Genomic DNA, 19,889 nt, shown 5'->3' on the forward strand with positions numbered 1-19,889 from the left:
ATGCACCTGCATCCCGGCGCCGTTCTCGTCTCGAGGAGCGGAGGTCGCTCAGTCGACCGGCAGGGCGTCGTCGACGGAGGTGCAGGCGCCCTCGGCCGGGATCACCGACACCGCTGTCGAGAGGTCGGAGATCACGGTGGTGCCCGAGACGACGTCGTTGTCGACGAGCACCTCGACGGCGGGCGTGCGACCGAACGTCGTGAAGAGGTAGCGGGGCGGGTCGGACTCGTCGATGACCCAATCGATGCCGTCGACGCTCACGCAGCGGTCGGTCGTCGGTCCGATCGGCGGCACCCCGCACCGCAGGAGCACGGAGGCCGGGTCGCCCCAGGCCGCGGTGCCCTGCGCGTCGGTCTCGCGCTGCGCCTGTTCCGCGACCTCGTCGGGCAGGCGCACGCTCAGCTCGGCGCAGGAGACGTCGGTCGCCTCGGGCGCGGCCTGCATGTTCACGATCGGGGTGCAGCCCGTGAGGGCGGTCGTTGCGGCCGACGCGAGCAGGGCCGGGAGGATGCCGGCGACCCGGGTACGACGGCGGCGCGACGGGATGACGGGGTGCTGAGACATCCGCTCCAGCGTACCGCGCGGGGCTCGGCGCTTCGGACGCCGGGCCAGCGGGTTCGGGCCCGGATCAGCGCTTCGGACCCCGGATCAGCAGTTCGGGCGGCAGGAGCGCTGCGACAGCGCGTCGGTCAGCACGGTCTTCAGGTCTTCGGGGCGCTCGGCCGAGTACGCGGCGCCGCCAGTGGCCTCGGCGATGAGGCGCATCGACTCGAGGTCGGTGTCCGGGCCGATGCCGACGAGCACAACGGGCACCTGCTGCCCGTCTTCGGCCATGGCGGCGAGCTCGGCGAGCAGTTGGTCGCGGCTGATGCCGTTGTCGTCCTCATTCCGCCCGTCGGTGAGCAGCAGCACCGAGTTCACCGTCTCGGGATCGTAGGCCGCGCGCACCTGCTGCACGGCGGCGAGCGTGGTGTCGTAGAGCCCGGTCGCGCCGCCGAGCCGGCCGGGCAGCGAGGCGAGCACGTCGAGCACCTGCGTGCGGTGCGCCTCGTCGGCGAGCGGCTCGATGGGGGAGAGGTCCTCCCAGTCCTGGTCGCCGACGCGGGCGGTCGAGAAGGCCCAGACGCCGACGTCGACGGCCTCGGAGAGCTGGGAGATCGTGGTCGCCGCGGCCTGCTCGAGCAGGTCGATGCGCCGGAGCCCCGTGATCGTCGGCTCCTCCATCGATCCGGACACGTCGATGACCGAGAGGATGCGCGAACGCAGGCTCACGACGCCCCACGTGCGCAGGATCGAGACCTGGGCGGATGCCGCGGCCGACCCGACCTCGGTCGCGTCGGCGATCACGCCGTCCTGCTCGAGCTCGCCACCGCCGGTGCCGTCGCGGAACCCCTCGGCGGCGAACCGGTCCGAGGCGTCCCACAGGGCGATCTTCAGGGCGTCGAGCTGCTGCGCGCGCTGCTCGAGCTCGGCGCGCCCGCCGTCGTCGTCGTCGGTCGGTTTCCCGTCGGCGCCGAGGTTCTTCGCGAGCTCGGACTCGTCGAGCATGCGGAGGAAGGGGAACTGGAGCGCGAGCGTGCCGTCGGAGGGGTAGAGCGCGAGCAGCGGCGTCGACGCGTCGTCGTGGTTGTGCATCGCGACCTGCTGCTCGCTCGCGATGGCGACGGTGCCGGGAGGGCTCACGGCGAGGGAGCCGAACGCGGCATCGACTCGCGCAGGAGCGCCGTCGCTGAGCCGGATCATCGCGTTCTGGAACTGCTTGGCCTGCCCGATCGGCGTGGCGCGCTCCATGGCCTGCAGACCGTTGAGGCTCGCGGATGAGGCTTCGGGGTCGGCGAGGAGGGCCGGCAGGTCGCCCGTGAGCACGTCGCCCCAGCTGAGCGGGCGACCGGCGAGGGCCTCGGCACCGCTCACGGGTGCGGCGAACACGACGGGGCTCGAGGCGATCGAGCGCTCGAGGGCGAGGTCTGGCACGTCTCGACCGAGCGACCGGGCGCTCGCGGCCATGCGCACCAGCCACACGGGGGAGTCGGGGATCCACGCGTCGATGTCGGAGCCGTTGCCCGAGGCGAGCAGGGCCGCGGTGTCGGCGCTGTCCTGCGCGACCACCTCGGTGAGCGAGCACGCGTCCTCGCGCGCGTCGTACTCGGCTGCGATCGCCTTGACGGGTCGGGCGATCGCCGTGTCGGCGACCACGGTGAGCGCGATGCGCTCGTCGCAGGAGGGTCCGGCGGCGAGCCAGGCGCTCAGCGAACCGCTGGCCCATGCCGTTCCCGCGCCGCCCACGAGGGCCACGCCGACCACGCCGGCGGCGATCATCATGACCACGTGGCGGTGGTGGCGGCGCGATTGCTCGCGTTCGGCTCGTTCGCTTCGTCGACTCACTGGGGCTCCATTGCGGCACGGTGAGCAACGTCTGAGCCACCGCGGTTCGGGTATCGCGGCCTGGGGGAGGCCTGTTCAGCGTACGGCAGGCGGCCAGGTTTTGTAAGCATTCGTTACTTGCCGGACATGTGCCCCGATCGGGGGACAGGCGGAAACATGCGGGAGTCGGGCTGTCCTAGGCTTGCCGCGTGTCCGTCTCACCCGACTCCGTGCCCGCCGATCGAACGGATGCCGCTCGCGACGCCGAGCCGACGCCCGACGACCCGACGACCGGCGAGGTCGGTGAGATCGCGGTGCTCCGCCGCATCCTGCCGCGCCTCGAATCCGGCAGCCACGCCCTGCTCGGACCGGGCGACGACGCGGCGCTCGTCGCGGCATCCGACGGCCGCTTCGTCGTGACGACCGACCTGCTCGTGCACGGGCCCGACTTCCGGCTCGCCTGGTCGATGCCGTTCGAGCTCGGCTGGAAGGCCGCAGCCACGAACCTGACCGACGTCGCGGCCATGGGCGCGCGGCCGACGGCGCTCGTCGTCGCGATCGCGGCTCCGCCGTCGACGCGCGTCTCGGTGCTCGAGGGCATCGCCGACGGCCTCCGCGAGGGGCTCGCGGCGCTCGCGCCCGGCGCCGGCGTGGTCGGCGGCGACCTCTCCGCCTCCGCGGTGCTCACGATCGCGGTCACCGCGTTCGGCGACCTCGAGGGTCGCGCACCCGTGCTCCGCTCCGGTGCGCGGGTCGGCGACGTGATCGCCCACGCCGGCAGGCGCGGCGACGCGGCCCGCGGTCTCGCCCTGCTGTTCGCCGAGGCGACGGATGCCGCGGGCGAGCCCGACGCGACGCTCGCCGCCGTCCTGCGCGAGCGCGAGCCCGACCTGCTTCGGGCGCAGCTCGCACCCTCCCCGCCGGTACTGGCGGGCATCATCGCGGCGGAGGCCGGAGCGACGTCGATGCTCGACGTGTCCGATGGGCTCGCGCGCGACGGGCGCCGGATCGCCGAGGCGAGCGGGGTCGCGTTCGACTTCGACTCGGCCCCGCTGGGCGACGACGTCGAAGGCGTCCGGCTCGCACTCGCGGGCGGCGAGGATCACGGCATGCTCGCGACGTTCCCCGCCGGCGGCGACATCCCGAAGCCGTTCGAGGTCATCGGTCGCGTGGTCGAGGGGGCCGGGCGCATGCTGCTCGACGGTCGCGACATCGAGGCCGATGGGTGGGACCCCTACTCGAGCTGGGACGGACGCTCGGGCTGATCGTCGTCGGCGGCCTCGCCCGACGTGGTCGCCCACCAGAGCGTGGTCTCGCCGTAGTCGCGGCGGCGCTCGAGCTCGATGCCGGCGGGCCATGCGGGTTCGGGCGAGCGCGAGCTCCGTTCGACGACGACGAGCGCGTCGGGCGAGAGCAGCGGGGCGAGCAGTTGGAGGTCCCGGGCGACCGCCCCCTCGTCGAGGTCGTACGGCGGATCGATGAACGCGAGGTCGACCCCGGCGGGAGCGGTCTCGAGGTATCCGGCGACGGGCTTCACGACCACGCGGATGCGGGCCGCGCCACGGCCGATCGCCCGCGCGACCGCGTCGGCGTTGCGCCGGCACACGTCGGCCGCCGGCTTCGCGCGTTCGACGAGCACGACCTCGGCGGCGCCGCGGCTGGCCGATTCGAGGCCGAGTGCGCCCGAGCCGGCGTAGAGGTCGAGCACGACCGCTCCGTCGATCGCGTCGCGGGCCTCGAGCGCCGAGAAGATGGCCTCGCGCACGCGGTCGCTCGTGGGCCGCGTGCCGGAGCGCGGCACAGCGAGGGACAGGGAACCGGCGGCGCCGGCGATGATGCGCGTCATGCTGCTGGCAGCATACCGGGGCGTCGCAGCTCAGCGAGGACGTGACCCCCGCGGCGTGCGCTGCCATGATGGGAGCGTGGAAGCCCCTACCTCCCGCGATCGCGTCGACCCCGTCCGCCTCGAGCCCGTCGACCAGGCCCTCATCGACCGGCTGTGGGACTTCGGCGACGCCGCGGCGAGTGCCGAGCGGTTCCGTTCCGCGGTCGACGATCGGGCCGGCTCGCCGCACGAGCGCGCCGTGATGGCGACCCAGCTCGCGCGCGCACTCGGCCTGCAGGGGCTCGACGACGAGGCGACCGCGGTGCTCGACGACGTGGCGGCGTTCTTCGAGGGCGAGGTTCCGACCGGGATCCCCTCCGAGGTGCGGGCCAGGGTCGCGATCGAGCGTGGGCGGCTGCTCGCCGCCGACCACCGTCCGGCCGAGGCGGTGCCGGAGTTCACGCTCGCGGTGCGCGAGGCGGCGCAGGCCGGGTCGGCGTTCCTCGTGCTCGACGCGCTGCACATGCTCGCGCTGAACGACGCCGGCCACGAGGAGGAGTGGGCGGCCGAGGGCATCGACCTGCTCGAGGACCGTCGCGACCCGCGCACCCTGCGCTGGGGCATCGCGCTGCACCACAACCTCGGCTGGGTCAAGCACGACGGCGGCCGGGCCGCGGCCGCACTCGTCGAGTTCGAGCGCGCGGTCGAGCTCGCCGACCGCTACGGCTCGCCGGAGCAGCAGCAGGTCGCGCGGTGGTCTGTGGGGCGCTGCCTGCGCACGCTGGGCCGCACCGACGAGGCGCTCGACCTGCAGCGCTCGCTCGCCGACCTCCGGCCCGACGACCCGTACGTGCAGGCCGAGATCGAGGCGTTGACGGCGGGGGAGCCTACGATCGAGGCATGACCGCCGACGCGCCAGACGACTCCGCCGCTGTCGGCAGGTACTCGCTCGACACACGCCTCACCGGGGCACTCGGCGGCCGCACGGCGCAGGCGATCGAGCGCGCCTTCGGCTACCGCACGGTCGGCGAGCTGCTGGGCCACTATCCGCGCCGCTACGCGCTCCGCGGCGAGCTGACGGCCCTCGCGAGCCTGCCGCTCGACGAGAACGTCACGATCGTCGCCGAGGTCATCGAGGTGCGCGAGCGGACGATGCGGTCGCGCCGAGGCTCCATCCTCGAGGTGAAGATCTCCGACGGCACGGGCATCCTCACCCTCACGTTCTTCAACCAGGCCTGGCGTTCCCGCGAACTCGTGCCCGGTGCGCGCGGCATCTTCGCCGGCAAGGTCGGCGACTACCGTGGCGCCCGTCAGCTCGCGCATCCCGACTACGAGCTCTTCGACGATGCGACGCCGACGTCGCCGACGGACCCGTCGGTCAAGCGCTGGGCCGAGGCGCCCATCCCGATCTACCCGGCCACGGGCGCACTGGCGAGCTGGCAGCTGGCGAAGGCGATCGCGCTGCTGCTCGACGGACTCGAGGCCACGGATGCCGCGGCCGACCCGATTCCCGAGACGGTGCGCGCCTCGCGCGGCCTCCTCGCGCAGCGGCGTGCCCTCGAGCTCGTGCACCGGCCGGAGGTCGAGTCCGACTGGAAGGCCGCCCGGCGAACGCTGCGCTTCACCGAGGCGCTCGTGCTGCAGACCGCGTTGCTGCAGCGGCGGGCCGAGCTCAGGGCGCACGCGACGACCGCGCGGCATCCCGCGGCCGGCGGCCTCCTCGAGCGGTTCGACGCGTCGCTGCCGTTCGAGCTCACGGGCGACCAGGTCGAGGTGGGGCAGGCGATCGCCGACGACCTGGGCGAGCCCGTGCCCATGAACCGGCTCGTGCAGGGCGAGGTCGGCTCGGGCAAGACCGTGGTCGCGCTGCGGGCGATGCTCGCGGTCGCCGACTCGGGCGGTCAGGCCGCGCTCCTCGCACCCACCGAGGTGCTCGCGGCGCAGCACCTGCGTTCGATCGTGCGCATGCTCGGCCCCGAGCTCTCGGCGACGCTCGTGCCGACCCTGCTCACGGGCCAGCTGTCCGCGGCCGAGCGGCGCAAGGCGCTGCTGCGTGCCGCGGCAGGGCAGTCGCGCATCGTCGTCGGCACGCACGCCCTCATCGGCGAGACCGTGTCGTTCGCCGACCTCGGCCTGATCGTGGTCGACGAGCAGCATCGCTTCGGGGTCGAGCAGCGCGAGGCGCTGCGGCTCAAGGGCCGGCAGCCGCCGCACGTGCTCGTGCTCACCGCCACGCCCATCCCGCGAACCGTCGCGATGACGGTGTTCGGCGATCTCGACATCTCGACGATCCGCGAACTGCCGGCGGGGCGCGCCGGCATCGAGTCGCACGTGGTGCCGCTCGCCGAGCGTCCCGGGTGGCGTTCGCGCGTGTGGGAGCGCCTGGCCGAAGAGGTCGCGGCCGGTCGGCAGGGCTTCGTGGTCTGTCCGGCGATCGAGGCGCGCGTCGTCGAAGAGGCCGATCCGGCGGGCCCCGACGCGGTCGGTTCGGAGGGCGCGGGAGCGGATGCCGCGGCACGGCCGGTCGCCTCGGTCGCCTCGGTGCTCGCCGAGCTCGCCGAGCTCCCCGCGTTCGCCGACATCCGGGTGGCCCCGCTGCACGGCCGCATGTCCGCCGATGAGAAGGATGCGACGATGCGCGCGTTCGCGGCGGGCGAGATCGACGTGCTGGTCGCGACGACGGTGATCGAGGTCGGCGTCGACGTGCCCAACGCGAGCGCCATGGTCGTGATCGACGCCGACCGCTTCGGCGTCTCGCAGCTGCACCAGCTGCGCGGTCGCGTCGGTCGCGGCGGCCTGCCCGGCCTCTGCCTGCTGGTCACGGCCGCCGAGCCCGGTTCCCTCGCACGCCAGCGGGTCGACGCCGTCGCGGCCACGCTCGACGGCTTCGAGCTCGCTCGCGTCGACCTCGAGCTCAGGCAGGAGGGCGACGTGCTCGGCGCGACCCAGTCGGGAGGGCGCTCGTCGTTGAAGCTCCTGCGAGTGGTCAGGGACGGCGACGTCATCGCCGACGCGAGGGCCATCGCCGGCGAGGTGCTCGAGGCCGATCCGGCGCTGCAGCGGCATCCGGCGCTCGCGGCCGAGGTGCGCCGCCGCCTCGACGACGATGCGACCGGATTCCTGAGCAAGGGCTGAGACTCTCCGCGACCCCTTTCGCGGTCGGCGCCGAGCACTACGCTGGTGCGTATGCAGCGGATCGCCGTCGTTCCCGGTTCTTTCGACCCCGTCACCAAGGGGCATCTCGACGTCATCGAGCGAGCGGCCGGCATCTTCGACGAACTGCATGTCGTGGTCGTGCACAACCCCGACAAGAACGCGCTGCTGCCCATCGCGCAGCGCGTCGCGCTCATCGAGCGCGCCATCGCCGACGCCGGCATCGAGGGCCGCATCGTGGTCGCCTCGTGGAGCATGGGCCTGCTCGTCGACTACTGCAGCGATGTCGGCGCCACGGTGCTCGTGAAGGGCGTGCGCTCGCAGATCGACGTCGCCTACGAGACGCCCATGGCGATCGTGAACCGCCACCTCGCGGGCGTCGAGACGGTGTTCCTGCTCCCCGACCCCGGCAACGCGCACGTGTCGAGTTCGCTCGTCCGCCAGGTCGCGGCGCTCGGCGGCGACGTCGCGCCCTACGTTCCGCCGGCCGTCGCCGAGTACCTGCACGCGGCGATGACGCCATGAGCGAGGCGTTCGCGAGTCCGGCGCCGGCCGCGCACCCCACCGCCGTGCACGACGAGGTCGACGACGCGGCATCCGTCATGTCGATCGACGAGGTGGGCGTGCTCGCCGCCCGCGTGGTCGCGAACGTCGAGACCGTGATCGCGGGCAAGCGCGACGCGATCACCGCCGCGCTGACCGTGCTGCTGGCCGAGGGGCACCTGCTCATCGAAGACGTGCCGGGCGTCGGCAAGACGATGCTGGCGAAGGCGCTCGCACGGTCGGTGGGCAGCAGCGTGAGCCGCATCCAGTTCACCCCCGACCTGCTGCCGAGCGACGTGACCGGCGTCTCGGTCTTCGACCAGGCCAGCCGGCGGTTCGAGTTCAAGCGCGGCCCGGTGTTCTCCAACATCGTCATCGGCGACGAGATCAACCGCGCGAGCCCCAAGACGCAGGCGGCGCTGCTCGAGTGCATGGAGGAGCGCCAGGTCACCGCAGACGGCACGACCTACCTGCTCGACCTGCCGTTCACGGTCGTCGCCACGCAGAACCCCGTCGAGATGGAGGGCACGTACCCGTTGCCCGAGGCGCAGCGCGACCGGTTCATGGCCCGCGTGTCGATGGGCTATCCCTCGGCGCTCGACGAACTCGCGATGCTCTCCACGCGCGAGACGTCGAGTCCGCTCGACCGCCTCGAAGAGGTCGTCACGGTCGACGAGCTGCGGGCGATGATCCGCGCCGTGCGGCACGTGTTCACCTCGCAACCGGTCAAGGAGTACGCGGTCGAACTCGCCAGGGCCACGCGCGAAGACCGCCAGCTGCGGCTCGGTGCGAGCCCGCGCGCCACGCTGCAGCTCATCCGCGCGGCCAAGGCGCACGCGGCCATGCACGGCCGCGAGTTCGTGCTACCCGACGACGTCGACGCGCTGGCGGTCGCGGTGCTCGCGCACCGGCTCGTGCCGACCAGCCGGGCCGTCGGCTCCCACGATCGCGACAGCGGCCCCCTGATCGACGCGATCGTCGGTCGCATCATCGCGCAGACGCCCGTGCCCGTCGGGAGCGCTCGAAGGAACTGATCATGGCCCGCAACCGCCTGCGCTCACTGTCGTGGCCGCGCCTCACCCGCCGTGGCATCGCGCTCATCGTGGTCGGAACCGTGCTCGTGGGCATCTCCCTCTGGTTCGATCTGCGTGACGTGCTCCTGCTCGCGTTCGTGGGCCTCGCGATGCCGGTCGTGGCGGCCGCATTCGTCGCGCTGCGGCGTCCGAGCCTCGCCGTGCAGCGCACGTTCGCGCCGGGGGTCGTCACCGCCGGCGAGGCGACGCGGGTCAGCCTCGTCGTGATGAACCGCGGCAGGCGCACCCTCGACGGCGCGCACTGGCGCGACCATGCGCCCGAGGGCACGGTCGGGCCGCCCTCCGCGCTGCTGCCCGCGCTCGGACCGCACGAGGCCGTGCTGCCGTCGGGCGACGATCGGGTCGGGGTCGAGTACCGGCTCCGGATGCCGCGACGGGGCGTGTTCCCGGTGGGGCCGCTGCGCATCGGGGTCACCGACCCGTTCGGCCTCGCGAGCGTCGAACGCGTGGCGGGTGCTGCGCACGAGGTCGTGGTCACGCCTCGTGTGACGCCGCTCGCCGAGGCGCTGGCGACCGCTGCAAGCATCGACGGCGTCGTGCACGGCCTGCAGCGTCGCACGCATCCGAACTCCGATGAGCTCATCGCCCGCGAGTACCGCTACGGCGACCCGCTGCGTCGCGTCAACTGGCCGGCCACGGCGCGCCGCGGCGAGCTCATGGTGCGCGAGGAGGAGCAGCGCGGAGATCCAGAGGCGCGCATCCTGCTCGACCTGCCAGGCGACGGTCGTCACGGTCTCGCCGTGCACCGCGAACGCGACGAGCTGGTCGACGAGCGCGTCGAGCTCGCGATCGAGGTCGCGGCGTCGATCGGCGTGCACCTGCTCGAGAGCGGGTTCCGGTTGCGCTGCACGGGCATCGCCGACCCCGAGCAGGGCCTCGTGCCGACGGCGCCCTACGGCGGCGAGTACCGCATGCCCGGCGGCGATCGCCTGCTGCTCGAGGACCTCGCGAGGGCGAATCCTCCCGTCCGTCGCGACGGCGCCCGTGGCGACGGCCGGCGGCACGAACCCGGTCGCCGCGACCACGGCAGGCGCGACGCAGGCGAACGCGATGCCGGACCCGCCTTCCGCACGCGGGGCCGCGACGCGCGCGAACCGGGGTTCGCGGTGCTCGTCGACCCGGAGCAGGCCGATGCCGCGGCACTCGTCGCGCTCCGCCCGGGATTCGAACCGGCGATCGCCTTCGTCACGGCCTCGGTGAACTCGAGCGTGCGCCGCATGCTCGAGGAGGCCGACTGGCAGGTGGTCGGCGTGCGTCGGGCCGTCGAGATCGGCGGAGCCTGGTCGGCCGTCGCCACGAAGACCACGGCGGTGCACGATGCACCCTGATGCGGCCGCGCTGACGAGGCGGGGGCGGCTCGCGCTCACGACGGCGTCGTTCCTCCTGATGGTCGTGGCGACGATGTCGCTCGGTTCGTTGATCGCCGGTGGCGGCTGGTGGTGGCTCTGCGCGTTCGTCTCGGCCGGCGTGTTCTTCGGCGGCACTGGGCTGCGCGCGCTGCGCGTGCCGTCCGGGCTCGTGCCCGTCCTCGAGGGCGTGGTGCTGGTGTTGCTGTTGACGCTGCTCTTCGGCGGGGCGACGGCGATCGCGTTCATCGTGCCGACGCCCGACACCTTCGCGCTGTTCGGCGAGCTGTTCACGGGGGCGCAGCGCACGATCGCGCAGCAGACCGTGCCGGCGGTCGCGGTGCCCGCCCTGAACTTCGCGCTCGCACTCGGCGTCGGCGCCCTCTCGATCATGCTCGACGTGCTCGTGCAGGTCGCACGGGCCCCGGCGCTCGCCGCCGTGCCGGCCTTCGTGCCCGTGCTCATCCCGGGATTCCTCGTCGAGGACGGCGCCGACATCCCGGTGCTCGTGGGCACCGCGGCCGCATACCTGCTGCTCCTGCGCGTCGACGTGCGCGTCACCCGGCGCGCGCGCATCGAGCTCGGCGACGACGAGGAGGTCGCGACCGTCGCGGCGCCGAAACGGGTGCCGGTCGCGTCGACGCTGGGCGCCTCGGTCGGGGTCGCCGTCACCGGGCTCGTCGTCGCGTCGCTGCTCACCGCCTCGACGCCGAGCATCTCGACGAGCCTGCTGCTCGGCAACGGGTCGCAGGGGGCGCTCTTCGCACGCGGCGTGAGCCCGTTCCTCGATCTGGGTCGAGACCTGCGCAGGCCGGAGCCCCGGCCCGCGTTCCGCTATCTGGCGCGCGACGGCGACCGCCCGAACTTCACGCTGCTCACGCTCGATCGGTTCGAGGGCGACGTGTGGGCCGTGACCGAGCGCCCGGTCGACGGCGACAACACGGTCGACGCGCTGGGGGCGCCGGAGGGGCTCGGCGCGGGCGTCGAGACGTCCGAGCACCCGATCGACGTGCTGGTGAGCGAGGTGCGCACGACGTGGCTCCCGCTGCCGTACCCGTCGACGCGCATCGAGGGGCTCTCGGGGTCCTGGTACTGGGACGACGGATCGCTCACGGTCCGCAGCGTCGACACGAACACCGCCGGCCAGCGGTACGAGGTGACCAGGCTCGAGGTCGAGCCCACCGCCGACCAGCTGCGAGCGGCCGGACCCTCCCGAGCGGCGGATCCGCAGTTCCTCGACCTGCCCGACGACGTGCCGACGGTCATCACCGACACGGCCGCCGAACTCGCCGGATCAGCGGCGACACCGTACGATGCCGCGGTCGCGATCCAGGCCTACCTGCGGTCGCCCGACTTCAAGTATTCGACCGAGGCGCCCGTCGAGGAGGGGTACGACGGCGGCGGATTCGAGGTCATCGCGGCGTTCCTCGAGGCCAAGAGCGGCTACTGCGTGCACTTCGCGTCGACCATGGCGGTGCTGGCGCGGGAGGCGGGCATCCCCTCGCGCATCTCGGTCGGCTACACCTCGGGGACCCCCACCACCGAGCGCGTCGACGGGGTGCAGCGGGTCGAGGTCGACTCGCACGACCTGCACGCGTGGCCCGAGCTCTACTTCGAGGGCGTCGGATGGGTGCCGTTCGAGCCGACTCCCGGTCGTGGCACGGTGCCCGAGTACTCGCGGCCGGGTGCGGGGCAGGCGCAGACCTCGGTGCTGCCCTCGGCTCCGTCGGCGACCGCCCCGGCGACGAGTCGCCCCGAACTCGATCCCGACCGCGGCCTCGCCGGGGGCGCTGGAAATCCACTGCAGGACGACGCTCCGATGCGGGCCGCCGCGCTCCTCATTGCCGTGCTCGCACTGCTCCTGCTGCCCGCCGCCCTGCGCGTGCTCCAGCGGGCGAGCCGCCGCCGACGGATCCGAACAGGCCGTGGGGCCGCGGATGCCGCGTGGGACGAGGTGCTCGCGTCCGCGAGCGACCTCGGCATCGCGGGGGCCGCGTCGACCCCGAGGGTGTTCGCCGCCTACGTCGCCGCGCGACCGGGTTTCCGCGAGGCCGAGGCGCTGGCCGCGCTCACGCGGCTGCGCGATGGCGTCGAGCGGGCGCGATACGGACCCGGCGCCTCGAGCGACGGCTCCGTCGACGCGGCGGCTGGAGCCGGCCCCGACTCGAGGGCGGCGCTGCTGGTCGACCTCGAGCTTGCCCGCCGCGCCCTGTCCGGCGACGCGAGCCGCCGCGATCGCCTGATCGCCGTGCTGATTCCCAAGTCCCTCGCAGACCGCGTTCGGCGCGTGTCCGGCGTTCGCACAGCGGACGGCGCGTAGAATCATCGTTTGTGGCCATTCAGTATTCGCCGTTCCGCGTGAACGTGCGCGACCTCCTCAACCGACCTGGTGAGATGCGCGAGCATCGGTTCCAGGTGCCGGTGCGCGAACCTCTCGGTGAGGGGCTCGTCGCCGTTCGCGAGGGGTCGGAGCTCGTTCTCGACGTGCGGCTGGAGTCCGTGCACGAGGGCATCCTCGTGTCGACGAACATCGATGCAGTTGCCGACGGCGAGTGCAGTCGATGCCTGATCGACGTGTCGCTGCCGGTCGAAGTCGAGTTCCAGGAGCTTTTCGCGTATCATTCTGGAGAAGCTTTCGAGTTTGAGGTTCAAGACGACCACGTGGATCTTGAACCGCTCATCCGAGATGCGGTGGTGTTGTCACTGCCGTTCCAGCCGGTCTGCCGGCCGGACTGCCCTGGTCTCGACCTAGAGACCGGGCTGCGACTGGCTGATCATCCTGAACTCGTCACCCCAACCGAGCACGACCCGCGATGGGCCGCGCTCGCAGGGCTGCAGGCTTCCGAAGACCAGGGCACGGATGTCGCATCCGACGCCGACCCGAAGAGAGATTGAGAGAACGTCATGGCTGTTCCGAAGCGGAAGAAGTCGCGAGCAAACACCCACGCGCGTCGTTCGCAGTGGAAGGCTGAGGCCCCCACGCTGGTGAAGACCGTCGAGAACGGCAAGGTCACGTACAGCCTGCCGCACCGCGCGAAGGTCGTCGAGGACTCCGCGGGCACCCCGCTGTTCCTCGAGTACAAGGGCCGTAAGGTCGCCGACGTCTAGTCGACGCCCCTCGCAGCAGCAACGACCGGTCGTGACGCGCACGGAGCGCACAGGGCTCGTGGAACCGAATCTCGTTGAGCTGCAGCAATTGCTGCAGGTCGAGATCGATCCCGAACTCCTGCTCCTGGCGCTCACGCACCGGTCGTTCGCGTACGAGAACGGCGCGATCCCGACCAACGAACGTCTCGAGTTCCTCGGCGATTCGATCCTCGGCCAGGCGGTCACGGTCCGGTTGTTCCGCGACCATCCCGACCTCGACGAGGGCGAGCTGGCCAAGCGTCGCGCGAGCCTCGTCTCGAGTGCGGCGCTGGCCGAGGTCGCGCGTCGGCTCGGACTCGGTCGCTACATCCGGCTCGGCCGCGGCGAGACCCTCACCGGCGGCGCAGACAAGCCGTCGATCCTCGCCGACACGGTCGAGGCCATCATCGGCGCCGTCTACCTCGACGCGGGCGGCGATGTCGCGACGGCGTTCGTGCTGAGCCTCATCACGCCGCTGATGCGGGAGCCCGAGCGGTTCGGCGCGTCGATGGACCCCAAGACGAGCCTGCAGGAGATCGCGGCCAAGCGCAGCGCCCCTCCGCCCGTCTACACGCTCACCGAGAGCGGCCCCGACCACCACAAGCACTTCGTCGCGACGGTCGTCGTCGGCACGCTGGTCGAGGCCTCCGGCGAGGGATCGAGCAAGAAGCAGGCCGAGATGGCCGCGGCGCTCGAGGCCTGGACCGCACTCACCGCGTCCTGACGTGCCCGAGCTCCCCGAGGTCGAGGTCGTTCGCGCCGGCCTGGCGCCGGCGGTGACCGGTGCGCGCATCGCCGCGGTCGACGTGCTCGACGCGCGCGCGCTCACCCGGCACGACGCGGCAGCCGGCGACTTCGAGGCGCTCACGACGGGCGCGACCATCGCCGCAGCGGTGCGTCGCGGCAAGTTCCTGTGGCTGCCGATCAGCGGCGACGGTGCGCTCGGCGACGACCGGGCGATCGTCGGGCATCTCGGCATGAGCGGCCAGATGCTGCTGCGGTCGCCCGAGCATCCCGGTGCCGATCGGCACGCGCGCGTGCGCATCCACCTCGAGCATCCGGAGCACGGCGAGCTGCGCATCGACTTCCTCGACCAGCGCACCTTCGGCTCGCTGGCCGTCGACCGCATGGTGCCGACGTCCGACGGCGCCGTCGCAGGCTTCAGCGCCGATGTCTCGGGGGAGTGGGCGACGCGCATTCCGACGCAGGTCGCCCACATCGCCCGTGATCCGCTCGATCCGGCCTTCGACGACGACCTGTTCCTCGGTCGGATGTCGCGGCGCGCGTCGGGCGTCAAGCGGGTGCTCCTCGACCAGGGGCTCGTGAGCGGCGTCGGCAACATCTACGCCGACGAGTCGTTGTGGGCGGTGCGCCTGCACGGCGAGCAGCCGGCGTCGTCCATCTCGAGGCGCCGGGCGCGCGAGCTGCTGCACGCCGTGCGCGACGTGCTCGGCAAGGCGCTCGACGAGGGCGGCACGAGCTTCGACGCGCAGTACGTGAACGTCAACGGGGCGTCCGGCTACTTCGCGCACTCGCTCAACGCCTACGGCCGGAGCGGCCTGCCCTGCCCGCGATGCGGCACGCCGATGGTGCGTGAGGCGTTCATGAACCGGTCGTCGCACCGCTGTCCGCGCTGCCAGCGCCTGCGTCGAGCTGCCAGAGCGCGCTGAGTCCGCGAACGGTGAACCCGAGGGCGACGTTGATCGCCAGCATGTGCTCGTTCTCGTCGGCGTTCCAGGTGTAGACGTCGGTGCGTTCCGGTCCGACGCGGCCGAGCAGTGCGAGGTTCGCGAGCTTCATGCGCATGCCGAGGCGGTGTCCGCGGTGCTCCTTGAGGACGATCGTGTCCCATTGGAACGCGGAGGCGGACTCCGAGGGCAGCGAGAGCTCGGTGTATCCGGCGACCCGGCCGACCTCGGAGACGGCGGCCGTCACGAGGGTCGTCCGCCGGCCGTCGAGCGCTTCGTCCTCGGTCGCGCGCACCCGTGCGCCATCCCAGGCCTCCTCGTCGAACGTCGCGGTGCCCGCCGGCGGATCGGTCGACATCGCGGCATGTGCCACCGCGAGTTCGTCGAGGAGCTGGTCGGGGGCGCGGTCGACCCAGCTGACGAGCCGGTACCCGCGCGGGTCCGACTCGTGTTCGGCGGATGCGGCCGCGAACGCCGATGCGCGTCCTTCGACGGTGAGGCCGCTCACGCGTTCGAGCTGCGCGAGCCGGAAGCCGTGGTGCACGGCGAACGCCGCGGCGGGGTCGGATGCGGGGATGGAGCCGCTGCCGTCGCGCGCCTCGAGCCGTTCGCCGGGTGCATCGAGTGCCGAGGCGGGCACGTCGGACATCGTCGTCAGGGTCGGTCGGCCGAGGTCGGCGGCCAACCGCCGCGCCGTGGCGAGCAGGGCGGTGCCGACGCCGGACCTTCGTGCGTCGGGAACCACGCCGAGCACCAGGTCGACGGTCTCGGCGCCGTCGGCGCGCTCCCACTCGCATTCGACACGGCCGACGCAGCGGTCGCCGTCCCACGCGGCGAACGCTCGCATGCCGTGATACGTCTCGTCGTTGTACCGGGGCAGCAGCTCGTACGTGTCCCAGGCGAACTTGCGATGGCCCCAGACCGACTCCTCGACGAGCGCGGCGGTCTCGGCGGCGGCCTCGAACTCGACGGACTCGGGGATGCCGAGCGTCGCGGGCACGGGCACCGGCCTGATCTCGATGGGCATCCGGACCTCCTCACATCGAGCCGCGCAGTGCGGGAACGGTGCCCCGGCGCAGCCGATCAGGCTACCGCGGGGGCTGCAGGCCGGCAACCGGGCGGATCCGGAGATGCACGGCGGGGAAGTCCGATGCACGGGCCGACCTCGACTACGCTCGTCGCAGCGCTCTCGCGAGTCGGAAGGGTGGGACGTGTACCTCAAGAGCCTGACGTTGAAGGGCTTCAAGTCCTTCGCACAGCCGACCACGTTCGCCTTCGAACAGGGCGTGACCTGCATCGTCGGCCCCAACGGCTCCGGCAAGTCCAACGTCGTCGACGCGCTCGCCTGGGTCATGGGCGAGCAGGGGGCGAAGACGCTCCGCGGCGGCAAGATGGAGGACGTCATCTTCGCGGGCACGTCGACCCGCGGCCCGCTCGGCCGTGCCGAGGTGAGCCTGACGATCGACAACTCCGACGGCGCGCTGCCGATCGAGTACAGCGAGGTGTCGATCTCCCGCACCCTGTTCCGCAACGGATCGAGCGAGTACGCCATCAACGGCGAGACGTGCCGCCTGCTCGACGTGCAGGAGCTGCTCTCCGACTCGGGCCTCGGCCGTGAGATGCACGTCATCGTCGGCCAGGGCCAGCTCGACGCGGTGCTCAGGGCCACGCCCGAAGACCGACGCGGCTTCATCGAGGAGGCCGCCGGCATCCTGAAGCACCGTCGCCGCAAGGAGAAGACGCTCCGCAAGCTCGACGCGATGCAGGCCAACCTCACGCGCCTGTCCGACCTCGCCGGCGAGATCCGGCGCCAGCTGAAGCCGCTGGGCCGACAGGCCGAGGTCGCCCGCGAGGCGGCGACCATCGCGGCCGTCGTGCGCGATGCACGGGCGCGCCTGCTCGCCGACGACGTCATCGGCCTGCGCCGCGCACTCGAGGACCACGGCCGCACCGAGCAGCAGCGACACGCCGAACGGCTCGTGCTGCAGGACCAGCTCGATCAGCGGCAGGCTCGCGTCACCGCCCTCGAGCAGTCCCATCTCGGCGACGACGTCGACACCGCGAGGTCCACGAGCTTCGCCCTCGAACAGGCTCGCACGGCGCTGCGGTCCCTCGACTCGCTCGCGAACCAGCGCATCGCGCTGCTCTCGGTCGCCGACGACGCATCGGATGCCGCTCCCACCGTGACCCGCTCGATGATCGACGATGCGCTCGCCGAGCTCGACGAGATCCGCGAGGGCATCGACGTCGCGGCGTCCGCGCTCGACGACGCGCAGCACGCGACCCACGACGCCAGGTCCGAGCTCGACGCGGTCGACGTCGAGATCTCCCGGCGCAGTGCCGAGGTGCAGGCCTACGATCTCGGCCTCTCGAAGCTCACGGGCCAGGCCGATTCCGAGGCGTCCAAGCTCGCGGCCGTCCGGGGCGAGGTGCTCCGGCACGCGAACGCCCTCGAGGCCTCCGCCGAGCGGCGCGAAGCGGCGGCGAGGGCCCTCGCCGAGGCGCAGGCCGAGGCCGAGATCGAGCAGTCCGCCGAGACCGACCTCGACGAGGCCTACGAACTCGCGCAGGCCGCCGTGTTCGAGGCCGAGGCCGAGATGGAACGACTCCGCGAAGAGCTGCACGATCGCGAACGCGAGCAGGGAGCGCTCGCGGCCCGCACGCAGGCGTTGTCCCTCGCCCTCGACCAGCGCGACGGATCCGCGGCACTCGCGGGAGCACGACTCGACGGCGTGCGGGGCCTGCTCGCCGAGTCCCTCCAGGTGCGGCCCGGATTCGAAGCGGCGGTCTCTGCCGCGCTCGGCTCGCTGAGCGATGCCGTGCTCGTCGACGACCTGGGTGCGGCGCACCGCGCGCTCCAGCACGCCGAGCAGGGCGACCTCGGCCGCGTCGCACTCGTGCTCGCCGAGCCGTCGGGCTCGGCCGCGCCGAACGGCGACCGCGTGCCGGACGGCTTCGTCGCGGCATCCGACGTGGTCACCGCTCCGGCGGGCGTGCTCGGCCTGCTCGCCGAGGTGCTCGTCGCCGACGACCTCGACGCCGTGCGCGCCGCGGAGCCGGAGCTCGCGGCACGCCCGGTTCCGGCCACCGTGATCACGCGCGATGGCACCGTCGTCGGCCGGTTCGTCGTGCGCGGCGGCACCGGGCGCAAGCAGAGCCGCATCGAGCTCCTCGCCGAACGCGATCGGGCCGCGGCCCGCCTCGACGAGGTGCGGAGCGAGATCGAACGGCGCCGCGCCGAGCTCGGCGAGCAGCGGGAGCTGCACGCGCGAGCCAAGGAGGCCGCGAAGGCCGCCCTGTCGGCGCTCCGCGAGTTCGACGCCCAGCTCGCCCAGCGCACCGAACGCCTGAACCGCGCGCGCGTGCAGGCCGAGGCGGCCGAGGCGGAGTCCGAGCGACTGCAACTCGCATCCGCGAACGCGGAGGAGCGCGTCGCCACCGCCGAAGGCGCTTCCGCCGTCACGAAGGCGGCGCTCGACGAGGCCCGTGCGGTACCGCGGCCGGTGCTCGACCCCAGTGCGCGAGACGCGGCATCCGCCCGTCTCGAGCGCGCCCGCGAGGCCGAGGTCGAGGCGAAGCTGCGGCTCGAGACCGCTCGCGAGCGCGTGCGTGCAGAGGAGGTACGCATCCGGGCGATGAAGGCCCAGCACGATGCCGAGCGGCATGCGGCGGCCGAGGCAGCCAGGCGTGCCGTGGTGCGCAGGTCGCAGCTCGAGGCCGCGACCAGCGTGGCCGCGTGGCTGCCCGCGGCCCTCGCATCGGTCGACGCCTCGGTCGGAGAGGCCGGACTCGCGCTGGGCCGTGCCGAGGCCGAGCGCTCGGCGCGCAACGAGGAGCTCCAGGCGCTCAGGCGCGACGAGAGCAGCGTGCGCGAGCGCCTGCACACCGTCACCGAAGACGTGCACGGCCTCGAGCTGCGCATCTACGAGAAGAAGCTGCAGGTCGGCAGCCTCGTCGAGCGGGCCGAGTCCGAGCTGGGACTCGAGGAGGCGGTGCTCGTGGCCGAGTACGGCCCCGACGTGCCGGTGCCCGCCGACGACGCCGACGATCCCGATGCCGAGGCACGCCCGTACCGGCGCGAGGAGCAGCAGCGCCGCTACACCGCCGCCGAACGCAAGCTCGGGCAGCTGGGGCGCGTCAACCCCCTCGCCCTCGAGGAGTTCGCCGCGCTCGAGCAGCGGCACAGGTTCCTGACCGAACAGCTCACCGACCTCGCGAACACGCGCAAGGACCTGCTGACGATCATCGAGGAGATCGACGGCAAGATGTCGACGATCTTCCGCGACGCGTTCGACGACACGCAGGAGGCGTTCACGAAGGTGTTCCCCGTGCTCTTCCCGGGCGGCGCGGGCAGCATCTCGCTGACGAACCCCGACGACATGCTCACGACGGGCATCGAGGTCGCCGTGCGGCCCGCGGGCAAGAAGATCGAGCGGCTCTCGCTGCTCTCCGGCGGCGAGCGCTCGCTCGCCGCGGTCGCGCTGCTGCTCGCCATCTTCAAGGCGCGCCCCAGCCCGTTCTACATCATGGACGAGGTCGAGGCTGCGCTCGACGATGCCAACCTCGGGCGGCTGCTGACGACCCTCGAAGACCTGCGCGAGAACAGCCAGCTCATCGTGATCACGCACCAGAAGCGCACGATGGAGATCGCCGACGCGCTCTACGGCGTCTCGATGCGCCAGGACGGCGTGTCCGCCGTCGTCGGCCAGCGCGTGCGGGAGGAGCCCGCCGCGAAGGCGAGCTGAGCGGG

16 protein-coding genes are annotated in these 19,889 nt (G+C 72.7%); 12 read left to right on the forward strand and 4 right to left on the reverse strand.

Annotation, left to right across the window (positions count from 1 at the left end):
• Positions 1-48 precede the first annotated feature (48 nt).
• Positions 49-564 (reverse strand): DUF3515 family protein, encoded by a 516-nt coding sequence (locus tag ABIC29_RS06900; RefSeq protein WP_116081460.1) that lies wholly within the window; start codon positions 562-564, stop codon positions 49-51.
• An 84-nt stretch (positions 565-648) separates the two neighbouring features.
• Complete coding sequence (locus ABIC29_RS06905) at positions 649-2,385, reverse strand: VWA domain-containing protein (RefSeq protein WP_147309159.1); 1,737 nt, start codon at positions 2,383-2,385, stop codon at positions 649-651.
• A 209-nt stretch (positions 2,386-2,594) separates the two neighbouring features.
• Between ABIC29_RS06905 and thiL the strand changes: the two genes are divergently transcribed.
• Positions 2,595-3,629 (forward strand): thiamine-phosphate kinase, encoded by a 1,035-nt coding sequence (thiL, locus tag ABIC29_RS06910; protein WP_199471522.1) that lies wholly within the window; start codon positions 2,595-2,597, stop codon positions 3,627-3,629.
• Here the strand turns inward: thiL and ABIC29_RS06915 are convergent.
• Positions 3,599-4,210 carry an RsmD family RNA methyltransferase gene (locus ABIC29_RS06915; RefSeq protein ID WP_354243845.1) on the reverse strand — a complete coding sequence of 204 codons (612 nt, stop codon included), beginning with the start codon at positions 4,208-4,210 and terminating at the stop codon, positions 3,599-3,601. The two genes, thiL and ABIC29_RS06915, sit on opposite strands and share 31 nt — an antisense overlap.
• Before the next feature lie 76 nt (positions 4,211-4,286).
• Here ABIC29_RS06915 and ABIC29_RS06920 point away from each other — a divergent pair, with 76 nt between their 5' ends.
• The 10 genes from ABIC29_RS06920 to mutM all read left to right on the forward strand — a co-directional run bounded on the left by ABIC29_RS06920 (position 4,287) and on the right by mutM (position 15,121).
• Complete coding sequence (locus tag ABIC29_RS06920) at positions 4,287-5,093, forward strand: tetratricopeptide repeat protein (RefSeq protein WP_116081463.1); 807 nt, start codon at positions 4,287-4,289, stop codon at positions 5,091-5,093.
• Entirely contained in the window at positions 5,090-7,324 is a 2,235-nt protein-coding gene (locus ABIC29_RS06925; protein ID WP_354243848.1) for an ATP-dependent DNA helicase RecG, read from the forward strand. The genes ABIC29_RS06920 and ABIC29_RS06925 overlap by 4 nt, the downstream gene beginning before the upstream one ends.
• A 51-nt stretch (positions 7,325-7,375) precedes the next feature.
• Positions 7,376-7,867, forward strand: coding sequence for a pantetheine-phosphate adenylyltransferase (gene coaD, locus ABIC29_RS06930; protein WP_116081465.1), 492 nt, complete (start codon positions 7,376-7,378; stop codon positions 7,865-7,867).
• A gap of 77 nt (positions 7,868-7,944) precedes the next feature.
• Positions 7,945-8,919, forward strand: a complete 975-nt coding sequence (locus ABIC29_RS06935; protein ID WP_116082522.1) for an AAA family ATPase — start codon at positions 7,945-7,947, stop codon at positions 8,917-8,919.
• A 2-nt stretch (positions 8,920-8,921) separates the two neighbouring features.
• The gene (locus tag ABIC29_RS06940) at positions 8,922-10,307 is read left to right on the forward strand and encodes a DUF58 domain-containing protein (RefSeq protein ID WP_354243851.1); all 1,386 of its coding nucleotides are present in this window, start codon (positions 8,922-8,924) and stop codon (positions 10,305-10,307) included.
• Positions 10,297-12,645: a transglutaminase TgpA family protein gene (locus ABIC29_RS06945; protein WP_354243853.1), complete on the forward strand. Its 2,349-nt coding sequence runs from the start codon at positions 10,297-10,299 to the stop codon at positions 12,643-12,645. The genes ABIC29_RS06940 and ABIC29_RS06945 overlap by 11 nt, the downstream gene beginning before the upstream one ends.
• Before the next feature lie 74 nt (positions 12,646-12,719).
• A complete protein-coding gene (locus ABIC29_RS06950) occupies positions 12,720-13,220 on the forward strand; it encodes a YceD family protein (protein ID WP_116081468.1) in 501 nt (166 codons plus the stop codon).
• A 9-nt stretch (positions 13,221-13,229) separates the two neighbouring features.
• On the forward strand, positions 13,230-13,433 hold the full coding sequence (gene rpmF, locus ABIC29_RS06955; RefSeq protein ID WP_055857210.1) for a 50S ribosomal protein L32: 204 nt from the start codon (positions 13,230-13,232) through the stop codon (positions 13,431-13,433).
• A gap of 31 nt (positions 13,434-13,464) precedes the next feature.
• The gene (gene rnc / locus ABIC29_RS06960; protein ID WP_502915451.1) at positions 13,465-14,175 is read left to right on the forward strand and encodes a ribonuclease III; all 711 of its coding nucleotides are present in this window, start codon (positions 13,465-13,467) and stop codon (positions 14,173-14,175) included.
• Between the two features lies 1 nt (position 14,176).
• A complete protein-coding gene (gene mutM, locus ABIC29_RS06965) occupies positions 14,177-15,121 on the forward strand; it encodes a bifunctional DNA-formamidopyrimidine glycosylase/DNA-(apurinic or apyrimidinic site) lyase (protein ID WP_354243856.1) in 945 nt (314 codons plus the stop codon).
• Here mutM and ABIC29_RS06970 read toward each other — a convergent pair.
• The gene (locus ABIC29_RS06970; RefSeq protein WP_354243859.1) at positions 15,054-16,166 is read right to left on the reverse strand and encodes a GNAT family N-acetyltransferase; all 1,113 of its coding nucleotides are present in this window, start codon (positions 16,164-16,166) and stop codon (positions 15,054-15,056) included. The two genes, mutM and ABIC29_RS06970, sit on opposite strands and share 68 nt — an antisense overlap.
• 184 nt (positions 16,167-16,350) lie before the next feature.
• On the opposite strand from ABIC29_RS06970, the gene smc reads away from it, so the two are divergent.
• The gene (gene smc, locus ABIC29_RS06975; RefSeq protein WP_354243863.1) at positions 16,351-19,884 is read left to right on the forward strand and encodes a chromosome segregation protein SMC; all 3,534 of its coding nucleotides are present in this window, start codon (positions 16,351-16,353) and stop codon (positions 19,882-19,884) included.
• Positions 19,885-19,889: the final 5 nt, after the last annotated feature.

The sequence above is a fragment of the Agromyces sp. PvR057 genome (assembly GCF_040547485.1).
Lineage (GTDB): Bacteria > Actinomycetota > Actinomycetes > Actinomycetales > Microbacteriaceae > Agromyces.

What these genes read in the sequence shown, in the direction of transcription:
- ABIC29_RS06900 (WP_116081460.1), bottom strand. Translation starts at nt 564, where the DNA reads ATGTCTCAGCACCCCGTCATCCCGTCGCGCCGCCGTCGTACCCGGGTC.
- ABIC29_RS06915 (WP_354243845.1), bottom strand. Translation starts at nt 4,210, where the DNA reads ATGACGCGCATCATCGCCGGCGCCGCCGGTTCCCTGTCCCTCGCTGTG.
- ABIC29_RS06925 (WP_354243848.1), top strand. Translation starts at nt 5,090, where the DNA reads ATGACCGCCGACGCGCCAGACGACTCCGCCGCTGTCGGCAGGTACTCG.
- coaD (WP_116081465.1), top strand. Translation starts at nt 7,376, where the DNA reads ATGCAGCGGATCGCCGTCGTTCCCGGTTCTTTCGACCCCGTCACCAAG.
- ABIC29_RS06935 (WP_116082522.1), top strand. Translation starts at nt 7,945, where the DNA reads ATGTCGATCGACGAGGTGGGCGTGCTCGCCGCCCGCGTGGTCGCGAAC.
- ABIC29_RS06940 (WP_354243851.1), top strand. Translation starts at nt 8,922, where the DNA reads ATGGCCCGCAACCGCCTGCGCTCACTGTCGTGGCCGCGCCTCACCCGC.
- ABIC29_RS06945 (WP_354243853.1), top strand. Translation starts at nt 10,297, where the DNA reads ATGCACCCTGATGCGGCCGCGCTGACGAGGCGGGGGCGGCTCGCGCTC.
- ABIC29_RS06950 (WP_116081468.1), top strand. Translation starts at nt 12,720, where the DNA reads ATGCGCGAGCATCGGTTCCAGGTGCCGGTGCGCGAACCTCTCGGTGAG.
- rpmF (WP_055857210.1), top strand. Translation starts at nt 13,230, where the DNA reads ATGGCTGTTCCGAAGCGGAAGAAGTCGCGAGCAAACACCCACGCGCGT.
- ABIC29_RS06970 (WP_354243859.1), bottom strand. Translation starts at nt 16,166, where the DNA reads ATGCCCATCGAGATCAGGCCGGTGCCCGTGCCCGCGACGCTCGGCATC.